Source organism: Bradyrhizobium sp. SZCCHNS30572, assembly GCF_032484415.1.
GTDB lineage: Bacteria > Pseudomonadota > Alphaproteobacteria > Rhizobiales > Xanthobacteraceae > Bradyrhizobium.
In genome coordinates, this window is sequence record NZ_JAUESY010000005.1 from 382,874 (window position 1) to 403,365 (window position 20,492).

Sequence of the window (20,492 nt, forward strand, 5' to 3'; positions counted from 1 at the left end):
GACGTCCGGTTGCCCCGGACTGCACTCTGGGTATCACGGCTTGGCCGCGTTGCCAAAGCGTGAGACAAAGCGGCAAAACAGCGACATGCGAGGAAAGACCCGTGGCGGAAACTGCGATTCGCGAGGCCATCTGCCGGTTCGGCCGCTCGCTGTTCGAGCGCGGGCTGACGCCGGGCTCGTCCGGCAACATCAGCGTGCGACTCGATGATGGCGGCTGGCTGGTGACGCCGACCAATGCCTCGCTCGGCTTCCTCGATCCGGCCCGTTTGTCGCGGCTCGACGCCGAAGGGCGACTGGTCTCGGGCGATGCACCGACCAAGGAGGTGCCGCTGCACACGGCGCTGTACCAGACGCGCGACGTCGCGCGCGCCGTCGTGCATCTGCACTCGACCCATTCGGTCGCGATCTCGATGCTGCCGGAGATCGATCCGCGCGCCGCGCTGCCGCCGCTGACACCTTATTACTTGATGCGCTGCGGCCAGACCGCGCTGGTGCCCTATCATCGTCCGGGCGATCCCGCGGTAGCCGATGCCATCAAGGGTCTCGCCGGCAAATACGCCTCGGTCCTGCTCGCAAATCACGGGCCCGTCGTGTCCGGTGACACGCTGGAAGCCGCCGTGTTCGCGATGGAGGAGCTCGAGGAGACCGCAAAGCTCTATCTGCTGCTGCGCGGGCTCAACCCGCGTCAGCTGTCGCCGCAGCAGGTCGACGATCTGGTCAAAGTCTTCGGCCTCACCCTGCCCGATCACAACGGTCATCACTGATCCCGCCGGCGGATGGATGGGCATGCAATATTTGGCAACAACGCCGGCCGAGATCGATGCCGCTGTCCGCGTGCTCTACGAGGAGGCCCGCTTCTATCGCTGGTTTCCGATCGCAGCCGACTCCTATGACGCGTTCGCCGCCTCTGATCCGATCGCGGTCAGCGAGCTGCGCGGCATTGCCGAGCGCATGCTGGTGGCCGCCGCGCAGGCGAGATCGCGGGCGCGGCGGATCTAGCGTCCCGCCAGCCTGGCCTGCATGCGAGGTAGCCTGCGCCGCCTTGTCGCTCATCAAGCTGCCTTGCCTCGGGAGGACAACGATGCCTAATATTCAGGCAAAGTGCGACTGCGGCAGCAATCAGGGACGGATCGGTCGAGCAAGGACAACACCGGCAGCTCGTCGCTGCCGCGGCGCGAGGATGCGCCCCGCTCTTCCACCATCGATTGCAGCCTATCGCTGAGCACGCCCGGAGCACGAAAGGACAGGGCAAAATGCCTCCACATCGGCGTGGGCGCGGCTGTTTGGCCGGATCGGCGGCCCATCTGAGCGGACTGACGCCGGGACCGGGGAATGCCCTTTCGAGCGTTGCATGCGCATCTCATCCAACGCGCAATCTTCACGCGCTGCTCCGCGCCCACGGCGACCCTTGGCATATCCGTTGCAGACATCAGACGGGCCGGATCGCGGGCGCCCGACGGAGCGAGCTGCGATCATGACCGACACGGGACAGGACGACGGAGGGCGGATGGCGGCGGGCGCGAGCTTGGAACTGGTGAAGGTGACGAAGATGTACGGTCACGTCACCGCCGTCGACGCAATCGACCTGCGGATTCCCGCCGGCTCCTATTGCTGTCTGCTCGGCCCGTCCGGCTGCGGCAAGACCTCCACCCTGCGCATGATCGCCGGCCACGAATCCGCGACATCGGGCGACATCATCGTCGGCGCCAGGAACGTCACCGAGCTGCCGCCCGCAGGACGCGGCACCGCGATGATGTTCCAGTCCTATGCGCTGTTTCCGCATCTGTCGGTGATCGACAACGTCGCGTTTGCATTGAAGATGAAAGGCGTGTCCAAGCCCGAGCGCCACGCCAAGGCACGCGAGCTGCTCGAGCTGGTGGACATGCAGAGCTATGCTGGCCGCCTGCCGGCGCAGCTTTCCGGCGGCCAGCAGCAGCGCGTGGCGCTGGCCCGTGCGCTGATCACCTCGCCGCAGATCCTGCTGCTCGACGAGCCGCTGTCGGCGCTCGACCCGTTCCTGCGCCTGCGCATGCGCGCCGAGCTGAAGCGACTGCAGCGCGAGCTCGGGCTCACCTTCGTTCACGTCACCCATGGCCAGGACGAGGCCATGGCGCTGTCCGACCTCGTGGTGCTGATGAATGGCGGCCGCATCGAGCAGCAGGGCAGCCCGCGCGACATCTTCAATCATCCGCGCACCGAATTCGCCGCCCGCTTCATCGGCGGCCACAACGTGATCCCGCTGAACGGCGAGACCTTCGCCGTGCGCGTCGACCGCATCCAGCTCAAGGCGCCGAATGCGGCGATCGACGGCCCGGTGGTGCCCGGCACCATCAGCAAGATCGAATATCAGGGCACCTATGTGCTGGTCGCGGTCGCGACCGACGGTGGCCCCGAGATCTCGGCGCAGCTCAGCGACGATCAGTTCGATGCACAGACCCACAGCATCGGCGAGCGCGTCGTCGTCACCTGGAACATGGCCTTCGCTGACGCACTGACGCCCCGCCCTGCCGCAGCCGCTCCGGCTGCGGAGCTGGTCACCTGATTTTCGTTTGCTCGTTCTTTCCCAAGGAGATGATCATGACTGATCGATCGAAGACGACATCCATCAGCCGCCGCTCGCTGCTCAAGGGCGCGGCGGGCGTTGCCGGTCTCGCCGGCTCCGGCACGCTGCTCAGCGCGCCCTACGTCCACGCCGCCGACGCCAAGGTGCTGCGCTATCTCGGCACCGCCGTGAACGAGGGCGACGAGATCTCCAAGAAGTGCCTCGCCGACACCGGCATCAAGATCGAATACATCACGGCGACGACCGACGACGTCACCAAGCGCGTCATCACCCAGCCGAACTCCTTCGACGTGCTCGACACCGAATATTTCTCGCTCAAGAAGCTGGTGCCGTCGGGCAACATCTTCCCGCTCGACGCGCGCAAGATCAAGGAATTCGACAACATCACGCCCGTCTTCACCAAGGGCGAGCTGCCGAACGGCAAGAAGATCGGCGGCCAGGGCACCGCGCCCTGGAAGGTGCTCTATCTCGACGGCGCAAACTCCAAGACCTTCTCGGCAACCCCGACCGAATGGGTCACGCTGATCCCGACCGTCTACAACGCCGACACGCTCGGCATCCGCCCCGACCTGATCAAGCGCCCGATCAACTCCTGGGCCGAGCTGCTCAACCCCGAATTCAAGGGCAAGGCCTCGATCCTCAACATTCCCTCGATTGGCATCATGGATGCCGCCCTCGTCGTCGAGGCGACCGGCCAATACAAATATGCCGACAAGGGCAACATGACCAAGGCCGAGATCGACCTGACGATGAAGGTGCTGACCGAGGCCAAGAAGGCCGGCCAGTTCCGCGCGTTCTGGAAGGACTTCAACGAGTCCGTCAACCTGATGGCCTCGGGTGAGACCGTGATCCAGTCGATGTGGTCGCCGGCCGTCACCAAGGTGCGCTCGATGGGCATCCCCTGCGTGTTCCAGCCGCTCAAGGAAGGCTATCGCTCCTGGGCCTCGGGCTTCTGCGTCTCCAAGGCGGTGGGCGGCAGCCCGAAGCTCGACTGGGCCTATGAGTTCGTCAACTGGTACCTGTCCGGCTGGGCCGGCGCCTATCTCAACCGCCAGGGCTACTACTCGGCCGTGCTCTCCACCGCCAAGGCCAACATGACCGAGGACGAGTGGGGCTACTGGATGGAAGGCAAGCCGGCGAAGAACGACATCAAGGCCCCCGACGGCACCCTGATGGAAAAGGCCGGCGCCGTGCGCGACGGCGGCTCCTACGAGGACCGCATGGGCAACGTCGTCTGCTGGAACGCCGTCATGGACGAGAACGACTACATGGTCCGCAAGTGGAACGAGTTCATCGCCGCCTGATGTGACCGCCATTGCTGCCGCGCCCGCGACGTCGTGGGCGCGGCAGCTCGTCTCAGACGTTTCGAAACATCCGCACCGGACGACAGGTTTCCCACGTGGCCGTGACGATCGACAATTCGCCCGACACCGTAGCGCCCGCGGAGAGCACCTTCCGCAAGCTGACCCAGCGCTCGATCGCGTGGCTGCAGGCCGGCCCGATGATGCTGGTATTCGCGCTGTTCTTCCTGTTGCCGCTGGTGCTCGTCGTCGTCGTCAGCGCCTGGGACTACAACGAATATGAGATGATCCCGGCGTTCAGCTTCCGCGGCTATACCGACACCTTCGAAGGCTGCGTCGCCAACCTGCCCGAACTGTGCACGATCCTGAAGACCTATCTGAAGACGCTGAAGCTGTGCCTGCTGACCTGGGGCCTGACGTTGATGATCGGCTTCTGGGTCGCCTATTTCCTCGCCTTCCACGTTCGCAGCAAGACCTGGCAGATCGTGCTGTCGCTGTTGTGCACGATCCCGTTCTGGACCTCCAACGTGATCCGGATGATCGCCTGGATCCCGCTGCTGGGACGCAACGGCCTCGTCAATCAGGGCCTGCAAGGTGTGGGCATCGTCAACAAGCCGATCGAATGGCTGCTGTTCTCCGAATTTTCGGTGGTGCTGGCGCTGGTGCACCTGTTCACGTTCTTCATGGTGGTGCCGATCTTCAATTCGATGATCCGCATCGACAAGCGCCTGATCGAGGCCGCCTATGATGCCGGCGCATCGGGCTGGCAGACACTGGTCAACATCGTCATTCCGCTGTCGAAGCCCGGCATCGTGATCGGCTCGATCTTCGTCATCACCATCGTGATGGGCGACTTCGTCACCGTCGGCGTGATGGGCGGCCAGCAGATCGCCTCCGCCGGCAAGATCATCGAGTCCCGGCTGTCGGCACTGCAATTCCCGGCCGCCGCGGCCAATGCCGTGATCCTGCTCGGCATCACCATCATCATCATCTCCGCGCTGACGCGGATCGTCGACGTGCGCAAGGAGCTCTGAGATGGGAGACAAGCGCCCCCGCTCCTTCTACATCCTTGCGGCCTTCTTCGCAGCCTATGTGCTGTTCCTGTACGGGCCGATGATCGCGATCTACATCCTGTCGTTCCAAGGACCGGATGGCGGCCTGACGTTTCCGATGAACGGCGTGTCGCTGACCTGGTTCGGCAAGGTGTTTTCCGGCGGCGGCATCGTCGACATCGGCGCCGCGTTCAAGCGCTCGCTGGCGCTCGGCCTCGTGGTGATGGTAATCACGGTGGTGCTGTCGGTCGCGGCCGGCATGGCGTTCCGCAAGCCGTTCCGTGGCGCCTCGATCCTGTTCTACACAGCGATCGCCAGCCTGATCATGCCCTCGATCATCACCTCGCTCGGCATCGCGCTGGAGTTCCGGCTGATCGACGACTTCATCAACAAGCACGGCGCCGATGTCGGGCTCGGCTGGCTCGCAGACGGCTACACCACCGCGATGGGCCTGTTCACCTCGGGCCTCGGCGCGCATCTGACCTGGACCTTGCCGTTCGGACTCCTGATCATGTTCGCGATCTTCAACCGCTTCGACGGCCGGCTGGAGGAAGCCGCACGCGACCTCGGCGCCACGCCCTGGCAGACCTTCCGCCACGTCGTGCTGCCGATCATCCTGCCATCCGTGGTCGGCATCGGCCTGTTCGGCTTCACCCTGTCCTGGGACGAACTCGCCCGCTCCAGCCAGGCGATCGGCTCGGTGAATACGCTTCCGCTGGAATTGCAGGGCCTGACGACGACCGTCACCAAGCCCGACATCTACGCGCTGGGCACGCTGACATCGGCGGTGTCCTTCGTCGTGATCTTCGCCGCGCTGTCGGTGATCCTGATGCTGCAGGCGCGGCAGCGCCGCCAGGGGTCCGACGCCGGCAAGGGGATGGTGTAGCCGCGGCGGCTGACCGAACAGTCGCCGCTGTTGCTCGACATCTTAGCCAAAGAGAACTTTGCCTTGGCCCCTGGATTGCTTCGCTGCGCTCGCAATGACGGTTGTGGCGGACACCGCGCCTTCCACGAACGCTGTCATCGCGAGCGCAGCGACGCGATCCAGGGGCCTCGGACGGGACTCTAGATGGCTTCGCTACGCGCCGCGAACACAACGACGCAGAGCAGGCAATTGAACATATCGCCTCACAGCCCCAAATACGCCTTCCGCACATCCTTGTTGCCGCTGATCTCCGCTGCCGTGCCCTGCATCAGCACGCGGCCGGTCTGGAGGATGTAGGCGCGGTCGGCGATCTCCAGGCATTCGGCCATGCGTTGCTCGACGATCAGCACGGTCATGCCGGCGTCGCGGATGCGCTTGACGGCCTGGAAGATCTCGTCGACCAGCTTCGGCATGATGCCCTGCGACGGCTCGTCGAGCATCAGAAGCCGCGGCCGGGTCATCAGAGCGCGGCCGATCGCCAGCATCTGCTGCTCGCCGCCGGACAAGGTCTCGGCGCGCTGCTCGAGCCGCTCGGACAGCCGCGGAAACAGTGTGAATACGAAGTCGAGCGGCTCCTCGCGGTTGGCCTCGCCGCGATAGAGATAGCTGCCGAGCCGCAGATTGTCGCGCACCGAGAGCCGCGGGAACAGCCGGCGGTTCTCCGGCACATAGGCGATGCCCCTGGCCGTGATCAGGTGCTGCGCCATGCCGTCGATGCGGCTACCGTCGAAGGTGATGCTGCCCGCACGCGGCCGCTCGGCCCCGGCGATCGACTTCAACAAGGTCGACTTGCCCGCGCCATTGGCGCCGGCGACGCAGACGATCTCGCCCTTCTCGACATCGATCGAGATATTCGAGATCGCAACCAGGCCCTGATAGGCGGTGGTGATGTCACGCGCCGACAGCATGGCGGTCTCCGAGATAGGCGGAAATGACTTTGGGATCGCGGACGACGTCCGTGGGCTTGCCTTCGATCAGCACCTTGCCGAGATCGAGCACGATGGCGCGATCGACCAGCGGCATCACGATCTCCATGACATGCTCGACCATCAGCACCGTGATGCCGGTGTCGCGCACGCGGCGCACGAGCTCGACGCCCTTCTGTGACTCGACCGGCGTCAGGCCGGTCAGGACCTCGTCGAGCAGCAGCAGCTTCGGCTCAGTGGCGAGCGCACGCGCCACTTCCAGGCGCCGCTTCTCCGAAGGCACGAGATCGCTGGCGAGCACATCGGCGCGGGCGCCGAGGCCACAGAACTCCAAGACCTCATGCGCCTTCCGCCGCGCCTCGCGCATGTTGGTGGTGCGGACGAGCGCGCCGACGATGACGTTCTCGATCACCGTCATGCTTTCGAAGCTTTTCACCACCTGGAAGGTGCGGCCGATGCCGCGCTGGCAGCGTTCGGCGGCCGGCAGCGCGGTGACGTCCTCGCCGTTGAAGATGATGGCGCCTTCGGTCGGCTTGAACGCACCGGCGATCAGGTTGAACAAGGTCGACTTGCCGGCGCCGTTCGGACCGATCAGGCCAACGATCTCGCCATGCCCCACCTTGATGGAGACGTCGGAGTTCGCGGTCAGGCCCGAGAAGCGCTGGGTGATGTTGCGGGTTTCCAGCAGCGCGGTCATGACGCCACCGCCTCTCTCGCCGGCTGAACGGCCGGCTTCGGCTTGCGGGAGAACAGGCTGACCAGACCCTGCGGCCGCGCCAGCGAGATCGCAACGATCAGGCCGCCATACACGATCAGGTCGACGCCGCGGCCGGAGCCGCCGATGAAGGAGCGGGTCAACTCGGTCAGCGGGATCAGGATGACCGCGCCCAGCATCGGTCCCCACAGCGTGCCGATGCCGCCGAGCACGGCCGGGAGCGCCATCAAGAGCGAGAACTGGAATCCCATCACGCTTTCAGGATCGATGTAGGACACGAACTGCGCATAGAAGCTGCCGCCGATCGCGACCAGGAAGGCCGAGACGGCCGCCGCGCCCATCTTGGAGTTGAACACGTCGACGCCGAGGCTCTCGGCGGCGACCGGGTTGTCCTTCACCGCGCGCCACCAATAGCCCCACTTCGAATCCTCCAGCCACCAGGTCACGAACCAGGCGACGCAGGCGAGCACGAGTGCAAAGTAGAAGTACGGCAGCTTGGAGCGGGTGAACTGGAAGGTCAGCCACGAGTCACGCCGCACCGGAATGTCGATGCCGAGTGCCGCCCCCGCCCAATCCCAGTTCTGGAACAAGAGCAGCGTGATCTCGGCGATGACGATGGTTGCGATGACGAAGTAATGGCCGCCGAGCCGGAAGCAGGGATAGCCGAGCGCCATGGCGATCAGCGCCGAGATCAGACCGCCGGCGAGCATGCCGAACCACGGCAGCACGCCGAACTTGGTGAACAGAATTGCGGTGGTGTAGGCCCCGAGCCCGAAATACAGCGCGTGCCCGAGCGAGATCTGGCCGCAATAGCCGGACAGGATGTTCCAGCTCTGCGACAGCGCCGCGTACATCAGGGTGAGCACCATGATGTTCTGGACGTAGACGTCCTTGACGAAGAACGGCACGACGGCGGCGATGGCCGCAAGGAAGGCGGCGAGGACGAGGTCGCGCCGACGGCGTTGGATGAATGCCTTGTCCATCAGATCGATCCGAACAGGCCGCGCGGGCGGATGAAGACGACGAGGAGATAGACCCCGTAGATTCCGACAGTCTTCAGCGACGGCGGCAGGATCAGCGTGGTGATGGCCTCGACGAGGCCCACCACGATGCCACCGGCGAAGGCGCCGAATACGCTGCCGAAGCCGCCGAGCGCCACCGTCACATAGGCGATGGTCGCGAACGACGCGCCGACGTCGGGAAAGACATAGAAGAAGATCGCCATGACCGCACCGGCAAGGCCGACCAGCGCCGCACCAAGGCCCCAGCCGAGTGCGAACACCTTGTTCTTGTCGATGCCGACCAGCGCCACCGCGCCGGCATCCTCACGCGTCGCCTCCAGCGCGCGGCCGAAATCGGTGCGGTGGATGAAGAAGTACAGGCCGGCGAAGGCGGCGATCGCAATGAGGGCACCGACAAGCTGCGGCTGCGGCAGATAGATGCCGGCGATCGAGATCGTCTTGCCGCCCAGCCAGGAGTGCGGAATGCTGCGATAGTCAGGGGTGAAGAAGTACTGCGCGACACCGCGCATCAGCACGGCGAGACCGAAGGTGGAGAAGATCTGCACCATGCCGGTATTGGCCTTCGCCCTGACCGCAAATCTGACAATCAGAAGATAGACCACCGCGCCGAACACGAAGAGAGCAGCGGCGACGATCGGCGCCGACAGCAGCGGATCGAGCGCGAAATACGCGAACAGGAAGAAGGTCGCGTACATCGCGATCATCAGGAACTCGCCGTGGGCGAAGTTCACGACGTCCATCAGGCCGAAGATGAGCGCCAGGCCGACGGCGATCAGCCCGTAGAGCAGGCCCATCAAGAGGCCGCTGGCGAGACTTTGGATGATTGTTTCTGCTGTCACTTCACTTGCTCCCCGTCATTGCGAGCGAAGCGAAGCAATCCAGACCTTCTTTGCGGCCCCTGGATTGCTTCGTCGCTGCGCTCCTCGCAATGACGGAGCACGACAGATGCTCCGCCATGGTCTCCCCGCCCCTCGGGCCGAAGACGCTTACTTCATCGGCCAAGTGGCTTGGGCCACCGCGGCCTGGGTCGGGAAGATGGTGACGAACTTGCCGCCGACATATTGCAGCAGCACCGGATCGGCGTCGTTGTTCTGGCCGTTCTCGTCGAACTTCACCCGCTTCCACGGCATGATGGTCTGCTCGCCCGGCATGTCGGTCGCGGCCAGCGCGTCGCGGATCTTCTCGCCGTCGGTGGACTTGGCGCGGTTGATGGCGTCGGCCATCACGATCAGGCCCATGAACTGGCGCGACGAGTAGTCGTTGAAGTCCTTGCCCGACTTGGCCTTGAACATGTCGTTGATCTTGCCGACCATCGGCCGCTTGGCGGCGAGATCGAGCGAGAACGAGCCGCGCGAGATCACGCCTTCGAGCTTGTCGCCGACCGCGTCATACAGCGCCTTCTCGGAGAAGCCGGCATCCTGCGCCACGATCGCATTCGGCTTGTAGCCGAGCTCGGCCATGGTCTTGACCAGCAGGATGCCGTCCGTGGTGTAGCTCGACGGCATCAGCACGTCGGCATTGGCGGCCTTGAGCTGCTGCACCTCGGCCGACAGCGACGGCGAGTTGGCGCGGTACTTGATGTCGGCGACGATCTTGTAGCCGCGCTCGTTGGCGAGCTTGAGCTGAGCATTGCTCGAATCGGTGCCGAAGATGGTGTCCTCGTGGAACAGGGCCAGCGTGTCGATCTTGGTGCCCTTCTTCTTCATCGCGTCGAAGAAGTCGAACATCGCCTGCGAGAACATCTCGTCATGCGGGGCGGCGCGGAAATAATACTTCAGGCCGCGGCGATGCAGGCTCGGCGAGGAATTGTCGGCCGACAGATACGGAATCTGGTAACGCTCGCAGATCTGGCTCGCCGTCACCGCGACGGCGCTCTGATAGGAGCCGATGACGGCTGCGACCTTCTCCTGGGTGATCAGGCGCTCGGCCTCCGCGCGGCCCTTCTGCGGGTCGGCCTGGTGGTCGGCGAACACCAGCTTGATCTTGGCGCCGCCGAGGCCCGGCAGACCCTCGGTACGGGCCAGCGGCAGGTCGTAGTCGAACTTGCCGTTGATGATCTCGGCCGCCGTCTCGAACGCCCGCTGCGCGTCGACGCCGATCTGGGCGCTGGCGCCGGAGAACGGATAGATGACGCCGATCTTCACTTCCGACGTCTGGGCGCGGGCGGCGATCGGACCGAGCGCAGCGGCGGCGGTGGCTCCAAGCAGGACGTTTCGGCGCGTGATGGTCATGGCAAGATCCTCTGATGAAAGCGCATCGATGAAGCGGTTGAGGTCGACGGTAAAGGCTCAATGAGCAGCATGGCTGCCTGATTAGAGAACGGCGAGATCCTTGTTCTTGAGATCGGTGATCAGCATCAGGCCCGGTGCGTGGGTGATGGCGAAGGGCAGCCTGGCCGCAGCGATGACCGCCTGCGGCGTCACCCCGCAGGCCCAGAAGACGGGAATTTCGTCGGCGCCAACCGGCACCGGGTCACCGTAGTCCGGCTTGCTGATGTCGGCGATGCCGATCTGGTCGGGATGGCCGAGATGCACCGGCGCGCCGTGCACGGCGGGAAAGCGCGTCGTGATCTGCACCGCGCGGATCGCCTGCGCCGGCTTGAACGGACGCATCGACACCACCATCGGCCCCGCGAACGGCCCCGACGGCGTGCAGGCGATGTTGGTGCGATACATCGGCACGCGGCAGCCCTGCTCGATGTGGCGGATCGGCAGGCCGTCGGCCATCAGCGCCTCCTCGAAGGAAAACGAGCAGCCGAGCACGAAGGCGACGAGGTCGTCGCGCCAATGCGCCATGAGATCGGTCGGCTCCTCGACCATCTCGCCATCGCGCCAGACGCGATAGCGCGGCACGTCGGTGCGGATGTCGAGATCGGCGCCGAGCGCCGGAATGAAAGGATTGCCCGGATCGGACATGCCGATAATCGGGCACGGCTTCGGGTTGAGCTGGCAGAAGCGGTGGAAGGCGCCGGCGTACTGCTCGGGGATAACAGCCAGATTGCCCTGGACGAAGCCGTTGGCGACGCCCGCCGTGCTCCAGCCCCTGCCCGCGCGATAATCCAGGCGGGCCCGATGGCTCGGGAGAAGATCCGTCTCGCCGGCTGATTGCTGCACTGCCGCAGAAACAGTCATTTGTGCCACTTGCCTAATATCTCGACAAACTCACTGAACATCAGCCATGCTATAAAGTCTAATCTTCGTTTTTAATCAGGATCGATAAGACAAATTGATCCGAGCGGGGCGCGATGCTGGATTTCCGTTCCATCGAGACCTTCCTCTGGGTCGTGAAGCTTGGCAGCTTCCGCGGCGCGGCGCAGCGCCTCAATACGACCCAGCCCGCCATCTCCCAGCGCATCGCCCAGCTCGAGCGCGAGCTCGGCGTCAAGCTACTCAACCGCGATCATCGCGTGGCGTCCCCGACCGCGAGCGGCCGGCAGATGCTGGTCTATGCCGAGAAGCTGATCGGCCTGCGCGCGGAGATGCTGGCCGAGGTCGGCGACCGCTCGGCGATGCGCGGCGTGCTCCGGCTCGGCGTCGCCGAGACCATCGTGCACGACTGGCTGCCGCGGCTGATCAAGAGCGTCAACGAGAGCTATCCGAATCTGTCGCTGGAGATCGAGGTCGACGTCACGCCCCATCTGCACGCGCGCCTGCTGGCGCAGGAGATCGAGCTCGCCTTCGCGCTGGGCGCGCCCTCCGAGTCCGGCATCCGCAGCCGCGTGCTGTGCGACTATCCGATCAGCTTCCTCGCCAGCCCTGCCCTCGGCTTCGGCACGGGCGTGGTCACCGCCGAGCAGATGGCGCGGTTTCCGATCATCACCTTTCCGCGCAACACCCAGCCCTATGACAATGTGCGTTCGCTGTTCAACCGCCCGCATCTGCCGCCGATGCGGCTGCACGCCAGCGCCTCGCTGGCGACCGTGATCCACATGGCGGTCGAGGGGCTCGGCGTCGCCGTCATTCCGGCCGCGATCGTCGCCAACGAGATCGAGAGCGGCCGCCTGCAGGAGTTGAAGACGGACCTGCGGATTCCACCGCTGACCTTCACCGCGAGCTGGCTGTCGTCGCCCGAGATGATCGCGATCGAGCGCGTCGCCGAGCTCGCAGTCCGGACGGCGCAGACGGCCAGCCATCCCTCTGCATCGGTTGACGGGCTCGTCGCGGCGCGCGATGGACAGGATGCCGGAGTACAGGGAATTCAAGCATGAGCCGCGCCGTCACCAATCTGCAGATCGATTCCGCCCGCCTCTGGGACAGCATCCACGAGACCGCCAGGTTCGGCGCCACGCCGAAGGGCGGCGTGCGGCGGCTGACCCTGAGCCAGGAGGACAAGCAGGTCCGCGACTGGTTCCGCAAAGCCTGCGAGGATGCCGGGCTCGACGTGCGCGTCGACACGCTCGGCTCGATGTTCGCCCTCCGCCGCGGCCGCGACATGTCGAAGCCCCCGGTCGGGCTCGGCTCGCATCTCGACACCCAGCCGACGGGCGGCAAGTTCGACGGCATTCTGGGCACGCTCGGCGCGCTGGAAGTGATCCGCACCCTCAACGACGCCGGCATCGAGACCGACGCGCCGCTGTGCATCGTCAACTGGACCAATGAGGAAGGCTCGCGCTTCGCGCCGGCCATGATGGCCTCGGCCGCCTATGTCGGCGACTTCACGGTCGAGGACATTTTGTCGCGGACAGATGCGGCAGGCATGACCGTGGGCGCGGCGCTGGACGAGATCGGCTATCGCGGCGCGACGGCCGTCGGCACGCAGAAATTCTCCGGTTTCGTCGAGCTGCACATCGAGCAGGGTCCGATCCTGGAGGCCGAGAACAAGACCATCGGCGTGGTCGACCACGGCCAGGGCGTGTTCTGGTACGACGGCAAGGTCACGGGCTTCGAGAGCCATGCCGGCTCGACGCCGATGCCGCTGCGCCGCGACGCGCTGCTGGCGCTGTCGGAGTTTGCGCTGACCCTGGAGCAGATCGCGATCAAGCTCGGGCCGAACGCGGTCGCGACCATCGGCGAGGCCGTCATCGCCAATCCCTCGCGCAACGTGATCCCCGGCGAGATCGCCTTCACCATCGATTGCCGCAGCGCCAATGCCGATACGCTGGACGCACTCGATGCCAGCCTGCGCGCGGCCGCGGGTGAAATTGCGAAGAAGCGCCGCGTCGAGATCGCGATCGACCAGGTCTGGCGCAAGCCGCCGACGCATTTCGATCCGAAGCTGGTCGATGCCGTCGAGCGCGCCGCCGGCACGCTCGGCTATTCGCACCGGCGCATCACGTCGGGAGCGGGCCACGACGCCTGCAATCTGAACACGATCATGCCGGCCGCCATGGTGTTCGTGCCCTGCAAGGACGGCATCAGCCACAACGAGCTCGAGGACGCGACGCAATCCGACTGCGCCGCCGGCGCGAATGTCCTGCTGCACACCGTCCTGTCGCTGGCGGGCGTGGCGTCGTGATCTACTGCTTCAATCTACTCCAATATCAATGATCAATCACAAGCCTGAATAGCGCGGGCACGCTGGGCTCCCCTCCCCCTTGCGGGGAGGGGTCGGGGGTGGGGGTCCACAACGGCGGTGTCGCCCGGGGCTACCCCCTCCCCAACCCTCCCCCACAAGGGGGGAGGGAGTTCGCCTCTGTTGCCGCACTAGCCAGGCAGGACAACTAGGAGGTATCCGTGCGCGGAGTATTCATCGACGCCAACGACTCGCTGGCCGAGATCTTCGAGCGGCAGCGCAAATCGGGCGATCCCGAGATGCGCGTGCATCTCAACCCCGACATCAAGCCGGAGGACTGGCCGGCGATCCTCGACGGCGCCGAGATCGGCGTGGTCGATCACACCGCCCTGCCCACCGAGGTCGCGAAGCAGTGCAAGGGCCTCAAGCACGTCGTCTTTCTCGGCACCGGCGCGCGCAGCTACATGAACCCCGAGGAGCTTAGCCAGCTCGGCATCACCGTGCATTTGATCAAGGGCTATGGCGACACGGCGGTTGCCGAAGCCGCCATTGCGCTGATGTGGGCCTCGGCGCGCGGCATCGCGCAGATGGACCGCGAGATGCGCGCCGGCAACTGGCTGCGCGACGACGGCATGCAGCTGACCGGCAAGACGCTCGGCCTGATCGGCTTCGGCGGCATCGCCGCCGAGGTCGCGCGCATCGCGTCGGGCAGCGGCATGAAGGTGATCGCCTGGAACCGCTCGCCGAAGAGCCATCCGGGCGTCGACTTCGTCAACCTCGACACGCTGCTGCAGCAGAGCCATGTCGTCTCGCTGCACCTCCTGCTCAACGACGAGACCCGCGGCTTCCTGTCGCGCGAGCGCATCGCGCAGATGCGCAAGGGCGTGATCTTCGTCAACACCGCCCGCGCCGCCATCGTCGACGAGGCCGCGATGATCGATGCCTTGCGCAGCGGCCACATCCGCCACGCCGGCCTCGACGTCTTCACCACCGAGCCGCTGCCCGCCGGTCACGTGCTGACCACGATCCCGAACGTGACGCTGTCCGCGCACTCGGCCTTCCGCACCCCGGAGGCGAGCGAAAACCTGATCCACGCCGCGTGGGAGCACTGCCGGCGGGTGGCGGCAGAGTAAACGCTCTCTCCTCCGTCATTGCGAGCGCAGCGAAGCAACCCAGAGTCCCGCGGCGCCCCTGGATTGCTTCGTCGCTGCGCTCCTCGCAATGACGTTGTTGGTCGAGCTGTCGCCTAAACTACCACTGTCGTTCCGGCGAATGCCGGGATCATACCGCGTGATTGATCGAGAGCGGACGGTGGCAATCGCGTAGGGCGGATTAGCGGAGCGTAATCCGCCGTCGTCCAGCAACGATGAGTAAGGCAGGTTACGCTCCGCTAATCCGCCTTACGAACCGTGGCTATGCAACCCGGCGTTCGCCGGGGGCGACAACAAACAGCGTTCCTAGTCCACCATCTCCGCGACCGCCTTGCCGCACGCCACCGTGTCGGCATTGCCGCCGAGATCGCGCGTGCGCAAGGTGCGCTCGGCGAGCGTACGCTCGATCGCGCCGACGATCGACTGCGCCGCGGTCTTCTCGCCGAGATGCTCCAGCATCATCGCGCCCGACCACATCATGCCGATCGGATTGGCGATCCCCTGCCCCGCGATATCGGGCGCCGAGCCGTGCACCGGCTCGAACACCGACGGGAAATGGCGCTCCGGGTTGATGTTGCCCGACGGCGCGATGCCGATGGTGCCGGTGCAGGCCGGGCCGAGATCGGACAGGATGTCGCCGAACAGGTTGGAGCCGACGACGACGTCGAACCAGTCCGGGTGCAGCACGAAGTTCGCGGTGAGGATGTCGATGTGGTACTTGTCCCACTTCACGCCCGGATAGTTCTTCGCCATCGCCTCGACGCGCTCGTCCCAATACGGCATCGTGATCGAGATGCCGTTGGACTTGGTCGCCGAGGTCAGATGCTTCTTCGGCCTGGACTGTGCCAGCTCGAAGGCGAACTTCAGGATGCGGTCGACGCCGGTGCGGGTCATCACCGTCTGCTGCGTCACGAACTCGCGGTCGGTGTCCGGAAACATGCGGCCGCCGACCGAGGAATACTCGCCCTCGGTGTTCTCGCGCACCACCCAGAAATCGATATCGCCGGGCTTGCGGCCCGCCAGCGGCGACGGCACGCCGGGCATCAGCCGCACGGGCCTGAGATTCACGTACTGATCGAACTCGCGGCGGAACTTGATCAGCGAGCCCCACAGCGAGACGTGGTCCGCGATCTTGGCCGGCCAGCCGACGGCGCCGAAATAGATCGCGTCATGACCGCCGATCTGCGCCTTCCAATCGTCCGGCATCATCTGGCCGTGCTTCTCGTAGTAGTCGTAGCTCGAGAAGTCGAAATGGTCGAACTGCACGGCGACGCCATGCTTCTTGGCGGCGGCCTCGATCACGCGGATGCCCTCGGGCATGACCTCCTTGCCGATGCCGTCGCCGGGAATGACTGCGATGCGATAGGGCTTCTTGCTCATCGAGCGGATCCTTGAGTGTTGGCGCCGGTTGTCCAGGCTGATTTGTCGATCGCCTGAATGGACCAAACGGCCGGGAAGCGCAACGCTGCGGTGCAAGATTGACCGCATGGCTGACGCGCCCGACAATCCGGTCTCCCTCCCCTCAGCGAGAGCCTCCATGGACCTTCATCTGCGCGGCAAGCGCGTTCTCATCACCGGCGCGTCCAAGGGAATCGGCGCCGCGGCGGCCGAAGCCTTTGCCGAGGAAGGCTGCCACGTCCGGCTCGCTGCGCGCAGCGGCGATCGCCTTTCCGCCCTGGTCGAGCAGCTCCGATCGAAGCACCAGATCGATGCAGCCGCGCATGTGGTGGACCTGCGGAAATCCGAAGACGTCGCGCGGCTGGCGCAGGAGGCGTCCGACATCGACATTCTCGTCAACAATGCCGGCGATATTCCGGGCGGCGCGATCGACAAGATCGACGAGGCGGCCTGGCGGCATGCCTGGGACCTCAAGGTGTTCAGCTTCATCAACCTGACCCGGCTGGTCTATGCCCAGATGAAGGCGCGCGGCGGCGGCGTGATCATCAACGACATCGGCGCGGCCGGCGAGAACTTCGACGCCAACTACATCTGCGGCAGCGCCGGCAATGCAGCGTTGATGGCCTTCACCCGCGCGCTCGGCTCCAAGAGCCTCGCCGACAACATCCGCGTCGTCGGCATCAATCCCGGGCCGGTCGGTACCGATCGCCACGTCAGCCTGCTCAAGACCCGCGCCCGCGATCTGTTCGGTGACGAGAGCCGCTACACGGAGTTCCAGAAAAGCCTGCCGCTCGGCCGTCCCGCGCATGTCAGCGAGATCGCCGACCTGATGGCGTTCCTGGCCTCGGACCGTGCCGGCTACACCTCCGGCGTGATCTATACCGTCGATGGCGGCATCAGCGCAGGGTGGGGTTGATCGCCGCGACCTTTCCACCTCAGCCGAAACGTGATCTACAGCGAAGCGCCGGGACGCTTGCCATCAGGAGAACTAAGCTTTGGCCGACCAGGGATTGATCCGCGAGAGCGCCTGCGCCGTCGTCGACAAGTTGAAGTCCGGCGAGGTCACGCCGCTGGATTGCCTCGACGCGCTGGAAGCGCGCATCGCAGCCGTCGACGGCAAGGTCAATGCGCTGCCGACGCTGTGCTTCGATCGCGCGCGCGATCACGCCAAGGCGCTGATGCAGAAGCCGGCTGCCGAGCGCGGCGTGCTGGCCGGGCTGCCCCTGCCGATCAAGGATCTCACCGACGTCGCCGGCGTGCTCACCACCCAGGGCTCGCCGATCTTCAAGGACCGAATTCCGGAACGCTCCGATCTCATGGTCGAGCATCTCGAAGCCAATGGCGGCGTGATCTACGCCAAGTCGAACACGCCGGAGTTCGGCGCCGGCGCCAACACCTTCAACGAGGTGTTCGGCGCGACGCGCAATCCCTGGGACACGTCCCGCTCGGCGGCCGGCTCCTCCGGCGGCGCCGCGGTGGCGCTCGCCACCGGCATGGCCTGGTTGGCACACGGCTCGGACATGGGCGGCTCGCTGCGCAACCCCGCGAGCTTCTGCGGCATCGTCGGCCTGCGCCCGAGCTTCGGCCGCGTCGCGCATACGCCGGCGGTGGCCATCGACCGCAATCTCGCCATCCAGGGCCCGATGGCCCGCAACGTCGCGGACCTCGCGCTGCTCTTGGACGCGATGAGCGGCGAGCACGCCGCGGATCCGATCTCGCTGCCCTCGCCTGCGACGTCGTTCCTGGCCGCCGCGCGCTCCGGCCAGAAGCCGGTCCGCGTCGCCTACTCGCCCGATCTCGGCATCACGCCCGTCGATCCCGAAGTCGCTGCCGTCACCCGCAAGGCGGCGCAGCGCTTCGCCGAGCTCGGCGTGATCGTCGAGGAGGCGCATCCCGATTTCAGCGAGGCGCATGAATGCTTCCACGTGCTGCGCGCGCTCGACTTCGCGATGAGCAAGGCGGAGCTGCTGCGCACCAAGCGCGACCTGCTCAAGCCCGAGGTGATCTGGAACATCGAGGAAGGGCTGAAGCTCACGGTCGCGCAGATCGCGCGCGCCGAGGCGCAGCGCGTCGCGATCACCGCGCGCGCGGTGAAGCTCTTCGAGACGTATGATCTGCTGCTGGCGCCGGCGACCATCGTGCCCCCCTTCCCGATCGAGAACCGCTACGTCGCCGAATGCGCCGGGCAGAAGTTCGACAACTACGTGCAATGGCTCGGCATCGTCTATGCGATCACGCTGGCCTGCTGCCCAGCCCTGTCGCTGCCCTGCGGCTTCACGGAAACGGGCCTGCCGATCGGCCTGCAAATGATCGCGGCGCCGCGCGCCGACGCCAAGCTGCTCGCCGGCGCCAAGTTGCTGGAAGATGTTCTTGGCGTGGCCAGCTCGACCCCGATCGATCCGCGCGCGCCGAAGGGCTAGTTTGGTCGGCGGCCTCATGGTTCGAGAGGCGCCTTGCGGCGCTCCTCGCCATGAGGATCGGGACTTGCTTTCGTGGCGCGATGGCCGACGAACGGGGCTTTTCTTCAAGGCCGCCATCCGCCGAGTTCCATGCTCTGAACATGGGACCCATGTCCGTTATCGGCTGTTGGCAATCCGGGCGGCTGCCGTAGAAGGCCCGCAAATCATGCTTGCCGGAGACCGCATATGACAGACGAGGCGCTGCTGCCTGCCGCGGACACTACCACATTCACCGACGTCGAGCGGCGCATCAAGGCGATCCTGATCGGCTCGGCCGGCAACCTGGTCGAGTGGTACGATTTCTATGCCTATACGGCGTTCGCGCTGTACTTCGCGCCGGCCTTCTTTCCGTCGAAGGACCCGGTGGTCGAGCAGCTCAACGCCGCTGTCGTGTTCGCCGCGACGTTCCTGATGCGCCCGCTCGGCGGCTGGCTGTTCGGCTATCTCGCCGATCACCATGGCCGGCGGCTGTCGCTGACCGTCTCGGTGCTCTGCATGTGCTTCGGCTCGCTGATCATCGCGGTGACACCGACCTATGCCACCATCGGCATCGCCGCGCCGATCATCCTGGCGCTCGCCCGCGTGATCGAAGGCCTCAGCCTCGGCGGCGAATATGGCGCCAGCGCCACCTATCTCTCCGAGGTCGCCGACGCCAAGCATCGCGGCTTCTATTCGAGCTTCCAATATGTCACCCTGATCGGCGGGCAGCTCACCGCGATCATCGTGCTTTTGCTGTTGCAGAAGGTGTTCCTGACCCCGGAAGAATTGAGAGCCTGGGGCTGGCGCATTCCGTTCGCGATCGGTGCCGGCCTCGCAATCTTCGTCGCGGTGATGCGGCGGAACCTGCACGAGACCGAAGCCTTCGTGGAGGCCAAGAAGACCGTAGGCCCTTCCGGCTCGATCACCGCCCTGTTCAAATATCCGCGGGAGCTGCTGCTGGTGGTCGGCCTGACCGCGGGCGGCACCGCCGCGTTCTACACCTTCACCACCTACATGCAGACCTTCGTGAAGCTCTCGGTCGGCCTCACCGAGGACCAGACCACGATGGTGATCTTCGGCTCGCTGCTGTTCGCCTGCGTGCTGCAGCCGCTGTATGGCGCGATCTCCGACCGCATCGGTCGCAAGCCGCTGCTGATCTTCTTCGGCGTCGCCGGCACCTTGTCGACGATCCCGATCCTGACGGTACTGAAGGGCACCAAGGAGCCGTTCACAGCTTTCCTGCTGATCTGCGGCGCCTGGATCTTCACGGCGGGCTACACCTCGATCAATGCGGTGGTGAAGGCCGAGCTGTTTCCGACCAATGTCCGCGCGCTCGGTGTCGGCCTGCCCTATGCAATCACCGTATCGCTGTTCGGCGGCACCGCGCCGGCGATCGCCCTCTACTTCAAGAGTATAGGGCACGAGACGTGGTTCTATTATTATCTCACCGGCGTGATCTTCCTGTCGCTGCTGATCTATGCGACCATGCGCGACACCAAGCATGCGTCTGCGATGCACCGGCACGAATGAGCCCGCACGAAAAAGCCCGC

The 20,492-nt window shown here is 65.4% G+C and carries 19 protein-coding genes; 12 read left to right on the top strand and 7 right to left on the bottom strand.

Annotated features, from left to right (window positions below; translation table 11 throughout):
• Positions 1-101 precede the first annotated feature (101 nt).
• The 6 genes from QX048_RS15985 (at position 102) to QX048_RS16010 (ending at position 5,802) form a co-directional block, all read left to right on the top strand.
• Positions 102-764 (top strand): aldolase, encoded by a 663-nt coding sequence (locus tag QX048_RS15985; RefSeq protein WP_315826373.1) that lies wholly within the window; start codon positions 102-104, stop codon positions 762-764.
• A gap of 22 nt (positions 765-786) precedes the next feature.
• Positions 787-999, top strand: coding sequence for a hypothetical protein (locus QX048_RS15990; RefSeq protein ID WP_315749157.1), 213 nt, complete (start codon positions 787-789; stop codon positions 997-999).
• Positions 1,000-1,507: 508 nt separating this feature from the next.
• Positions 1,508-2,542: an ABC transporter ATP-binding protein gene (locus tag QX048_RS15995; protein ID WP_315826484.1), complete on the top strand. Its 1,035-nt coding sequence runs from the start codon at positions 1,508-1,510 to the stop codon at positions 2,540-2,542.
• A 35-nt stretch (positions 2,543-2,577) separates the two neighbouring features.
• Complete coding sequence (locus QX048_RS16000) at positions 2,578-3,867, top strand: PotD/PotF family extracellular solute-binding protein (RefSeq protein ID WP_315714958.1); 1,290 nt, start codon at positions 2,578-2,580, stop codon at positions 3,865-3,867.
• 95 nt (positions 3,868-3,962) lie between these two features.
• On the top strand, positions 3,963-4,898 hold the full coding sequence (locus QX048_RS16005) for an ABC transporter permease (RefSeq protein WP_315749156.1): 936 nt from the start codon (positions 3,963-3,965) through the stop codon (positions 4,896-4,898).
• Position 4,899: 1 nt separating this feature from the next.
• Complete coding sequence (locus tag QX048_RS16010; RefSeq protein WP_315749155.1) at positions 4,900-5,802, top strand: ABC transporter permease; 903 nt, start codon at positions 4,900-4,902, stop codon at positions 5,800-5,802.
• A gap of 242 nt (positions 5,803-6,044) precedes the next feature.
• Here QX048_RS16010 and QX048_RS16015 read toward each other — a convergent pair whose 3' ends face one another.
• From QX048_RS16015 to QX048_RS16040, 6 genes are all read right to left on the bottom strand, one after another.
• On the bottom strand, positions 6,045-6,749 hold the full coding sequence (locus QX048_RS16015; protein WP_315826374.1) for an ABC transporter ATP-binding protein: 705 nt from the start codon (positions 6,747-6,749) through the stop codon (positions 6,045-6,047).
• Complete coding sequence (locus tag QX048_RS16020) at positions 6,733-7,464, bottom strand: ABC transporter ATP-binding protein (RefSeq protein ID WP_315749152.1); 732 nt, start codon at positions 7,462-7,464, stop codon at positions 6,733-6,735. The genes QX048_RS16015 and QX048_RS16020 overlap by 17 nt, the downstream gene beginning before the upstream one ends.
• A complete protein-coding gene (locus QX048_RS16025) occupies positions 7,461-8,465 on the bottom strand; it encodes a branched-chain amino acid ABC transporter permease (protein WP_315715790.1) in 1,005 nt (334 codons plus the stop codon). Before QX048_RS16025 ends, QX048_RS16020 begins: the two co-directional genes overlap by 4 nt.
• Entirely contained in the window at positions 8,465-9,343 is an 879-nt protein-coding gene (locus QX048_RS16030; RefSeq protein ID WP_315715789.1) for a branched-chain amino acid ABC transporter permease, read from the bottom strand. The genes QX048_RS16025 and QX048_RS16030 overlap by 1 nt, the downstream gene beginning before the upstream one ends.
• A gap of 147 nt (positions 9,344-9,490) precedes the next feature.
• Positions 9,491-10,735 (bottom strand): ABC transporter substrate-binding protein, encoded by a 1,245-nt coding sequence (locus QX048_RS16035; RefSeq protein ID WP_315715787.1) that lies wholly within the window; start codon positions 10,733-10,735, stop codon positions 9,491-9,493.
• An 81-nt stretch (positions 10,736-10,816) separates the two neighbouring features.
• Complete coding sequence (locus QX048_RS16040) at positions 10,817-11,635, bottom strand: putative hydro-lyase (RefSeq protein WP_315826375.1); 819 nt, start codon at positions 11,633-11,635, stop codon at positions 10,817-10,819.
• Between the two features lie 113 nt (positions 11,636-11,748).
• On the opposite strand from QX048_RS16040, the gene QX048_RS16045 reads away from it, so the two are divergent.
• From QX048_RS16045 to QX048_RS16055, 3 genes are all read left to right on the top strand, one after another.
• Positions 11,749-12,711, top strand: a complete 963-nt coding sequence (locus QX048_RS16045) for a LysR family transcriptional regulator (protein WP_315715785.1) — start codon at positions 11,749-11,751, stop codon at positions 12,709-12,711.
• Positions 12,708-13,958, top strand: coding sequence for a Zn-dependent hydrolase (locus QX048_RS16050; protein WP_315826376.1), 1,251 nt, complete (start codon positions 12,708-12,710; stop codon positions 13,956-13,958). Before QX048_RS16045 ends, QX048_RS16050 begins: the two co-directional genes overlap by 4 nt.
• A gap of 218 nt (positions 13,959-14,176) precedes the next feature.
• A complete protein-coding gene (locus QX048_RS16055; RefSeq protein WP_315715783.1) occupies positions 14,177-15,088 on the top strand; it encodes an NAD(P)-dependent oxidoreductase in 912 nt (303 codons plus the stop codon).
• 324 nt (positions 15,089-15,412) lie between these two features.
• Here QX048_RS16055 and QX048_RS16060 read toward each other — a convergent pair whose 3' ends face one another.
• Positions 15,413-16,486: a tartrate dehydrogenase gene (locus tag QX048_RS16060; protein WP_315826377.1), complete on the bottom strand. Its 1,074-nt coding sequence runs from the start codon at positions 16,484-16,486 to the stop codon at positions 15,413-15,415.
• 157 nt (positions 16,487-16,643) lie between these two features.
• Here QX048_RS16060 and QX048_RS16065 point away from each other — a divergent pair, with 157 nt between their 5' ends.
• The 3 genes from QX048_RS16065 (at position 16,644) to QX048_RS16075 (ending at position 20,472) form a co-directional block, all read left to right on the top strand.
• Positions 16,644-17,420 (top strand): SDR family oxidoreductase, encoded by a 777-nt coding sequence (locus QX048_RS16065; protein ID WP_315826378.1) that lies wholly within the window; start codon positions 16,644-16,646, stop codon positions 17,418-17,420.
• Positions 17,421-17,499: 79 nt separating this feature from the next.
• Entirely contained in the window at positions 17,500-18,924 is a 1,425-nt protein-coding gene (locus QX048_RS16070; protein ID WP_315826379.1) for an amidase, read from the top strand.
• A 225-nt stretch (positions 18,925-19,149) separates the two neighbouring features.
• Complete coding sequence (locus tag QX048_RS16075; protein ID WP_315826380.1) at positions 19,150-20,472, top strand: MFS transporter; 1,323 nt, start codon at positions 19,150-19,152, stop codon at positions 20,470-20,472.
• The last annotated feature ends 20 nt before the right edge of the window (positions 20,473-20,492 follow it).

Coding starts and splice junctions, on each gene's coding strand:
- QX048_RS15995 (WP_315826484.1), top strand. CDS start 1,508: ATGGCGGCGGGCGCGAGCTTGGAACTGGTGAAGGTGACGAAGATGTAC.
- QX048_RS16035 (WP_315715787.1), bottom strand. CDS start 10,735: ATGACCATCACGCGCCGAAACGTCCTGCTTGGAGCCACCGCCGCCGCT.
- QX048_RS16015 (WP_315826374.1), bottom strand. CDS start 6,749: ATGCTGTCGGCGCGTGACATCACCACCGCCTATCAGGGCCTGGTTGCG.
- QX048_RS16045 (WP_315715785.1), top strand. CDS start 11,749: ATGCTGGATTTCCGTTCCATCGAGACCTTCCTCTGGGTCGTGAAGCTT.
- QX048_RS16065 (WP_315826378.1), top strand. CDS start 16,644: ATGGACCTTCATCTGCGCGGCAAGCGCGTTCTCATCACCGGCGCGTCC.
- QX048_RS16000 (WP_315714958.1), top strand. CDS start 2,578: ATGACTGATCGATCGAAGACGACATCCATCAGCCGCCGCTCGCTGCTC.
- QX048_RS16025 (WP_315715790.1), bottom strand. CDS start 8,465: ATGGACAAGGCATTCATCCAACGCCGTCGGCGCGACCTCGTCCTCGCC.
- QX048_RS16020 (WP_315749152.1), bottom strand. CDS start 7,464: ATGACCGCGCTGCTGGAAACCCGCAACATCACCCAGCGCTTCTCGGGC.
- QX048_RS16075 (WP_315826380.1), top strand. CDS start 19,150: ATGACAGACGAGGCGCTGCTGCCTGCCGCGGACACTACCACATTCACC.
- QX048_RS16040 (WP_315826375.1), bottom strand. CDS start 11,635: ATGACTGTTTCTGCGGCAGTGCAGCAATCAGCCGGCGAGACGGATCTT.
- QX048_RS15990 (WP_315749157.1), top strand. CDS start 787: ATGCAATATTTGGCAACAACGCCGGCCGAGATCGATGCCGCTGTCCGC.
- QX048_RS16060 (WP_315826377.1), bottom strand. CDS start 16,486: ATGAGCAAGAAGCCCTATCGCATCGCAGTCATTCCCGGCGACGGCATC.
- QX048_RS16010 (WP_315749155.1), top strand. CDS start 4,900: ATGGGAGACAAGCGCCCCCGCTCCTTCTACATCCTTGCGGCCTTCTTC.
- QX048_RS16050 (WP_315826376.1), top strand. CDS start 12,708: ATGAGCCGCGCCGTCACCAATCTGCAGATCGATTCCGCCCGCCTCTGG.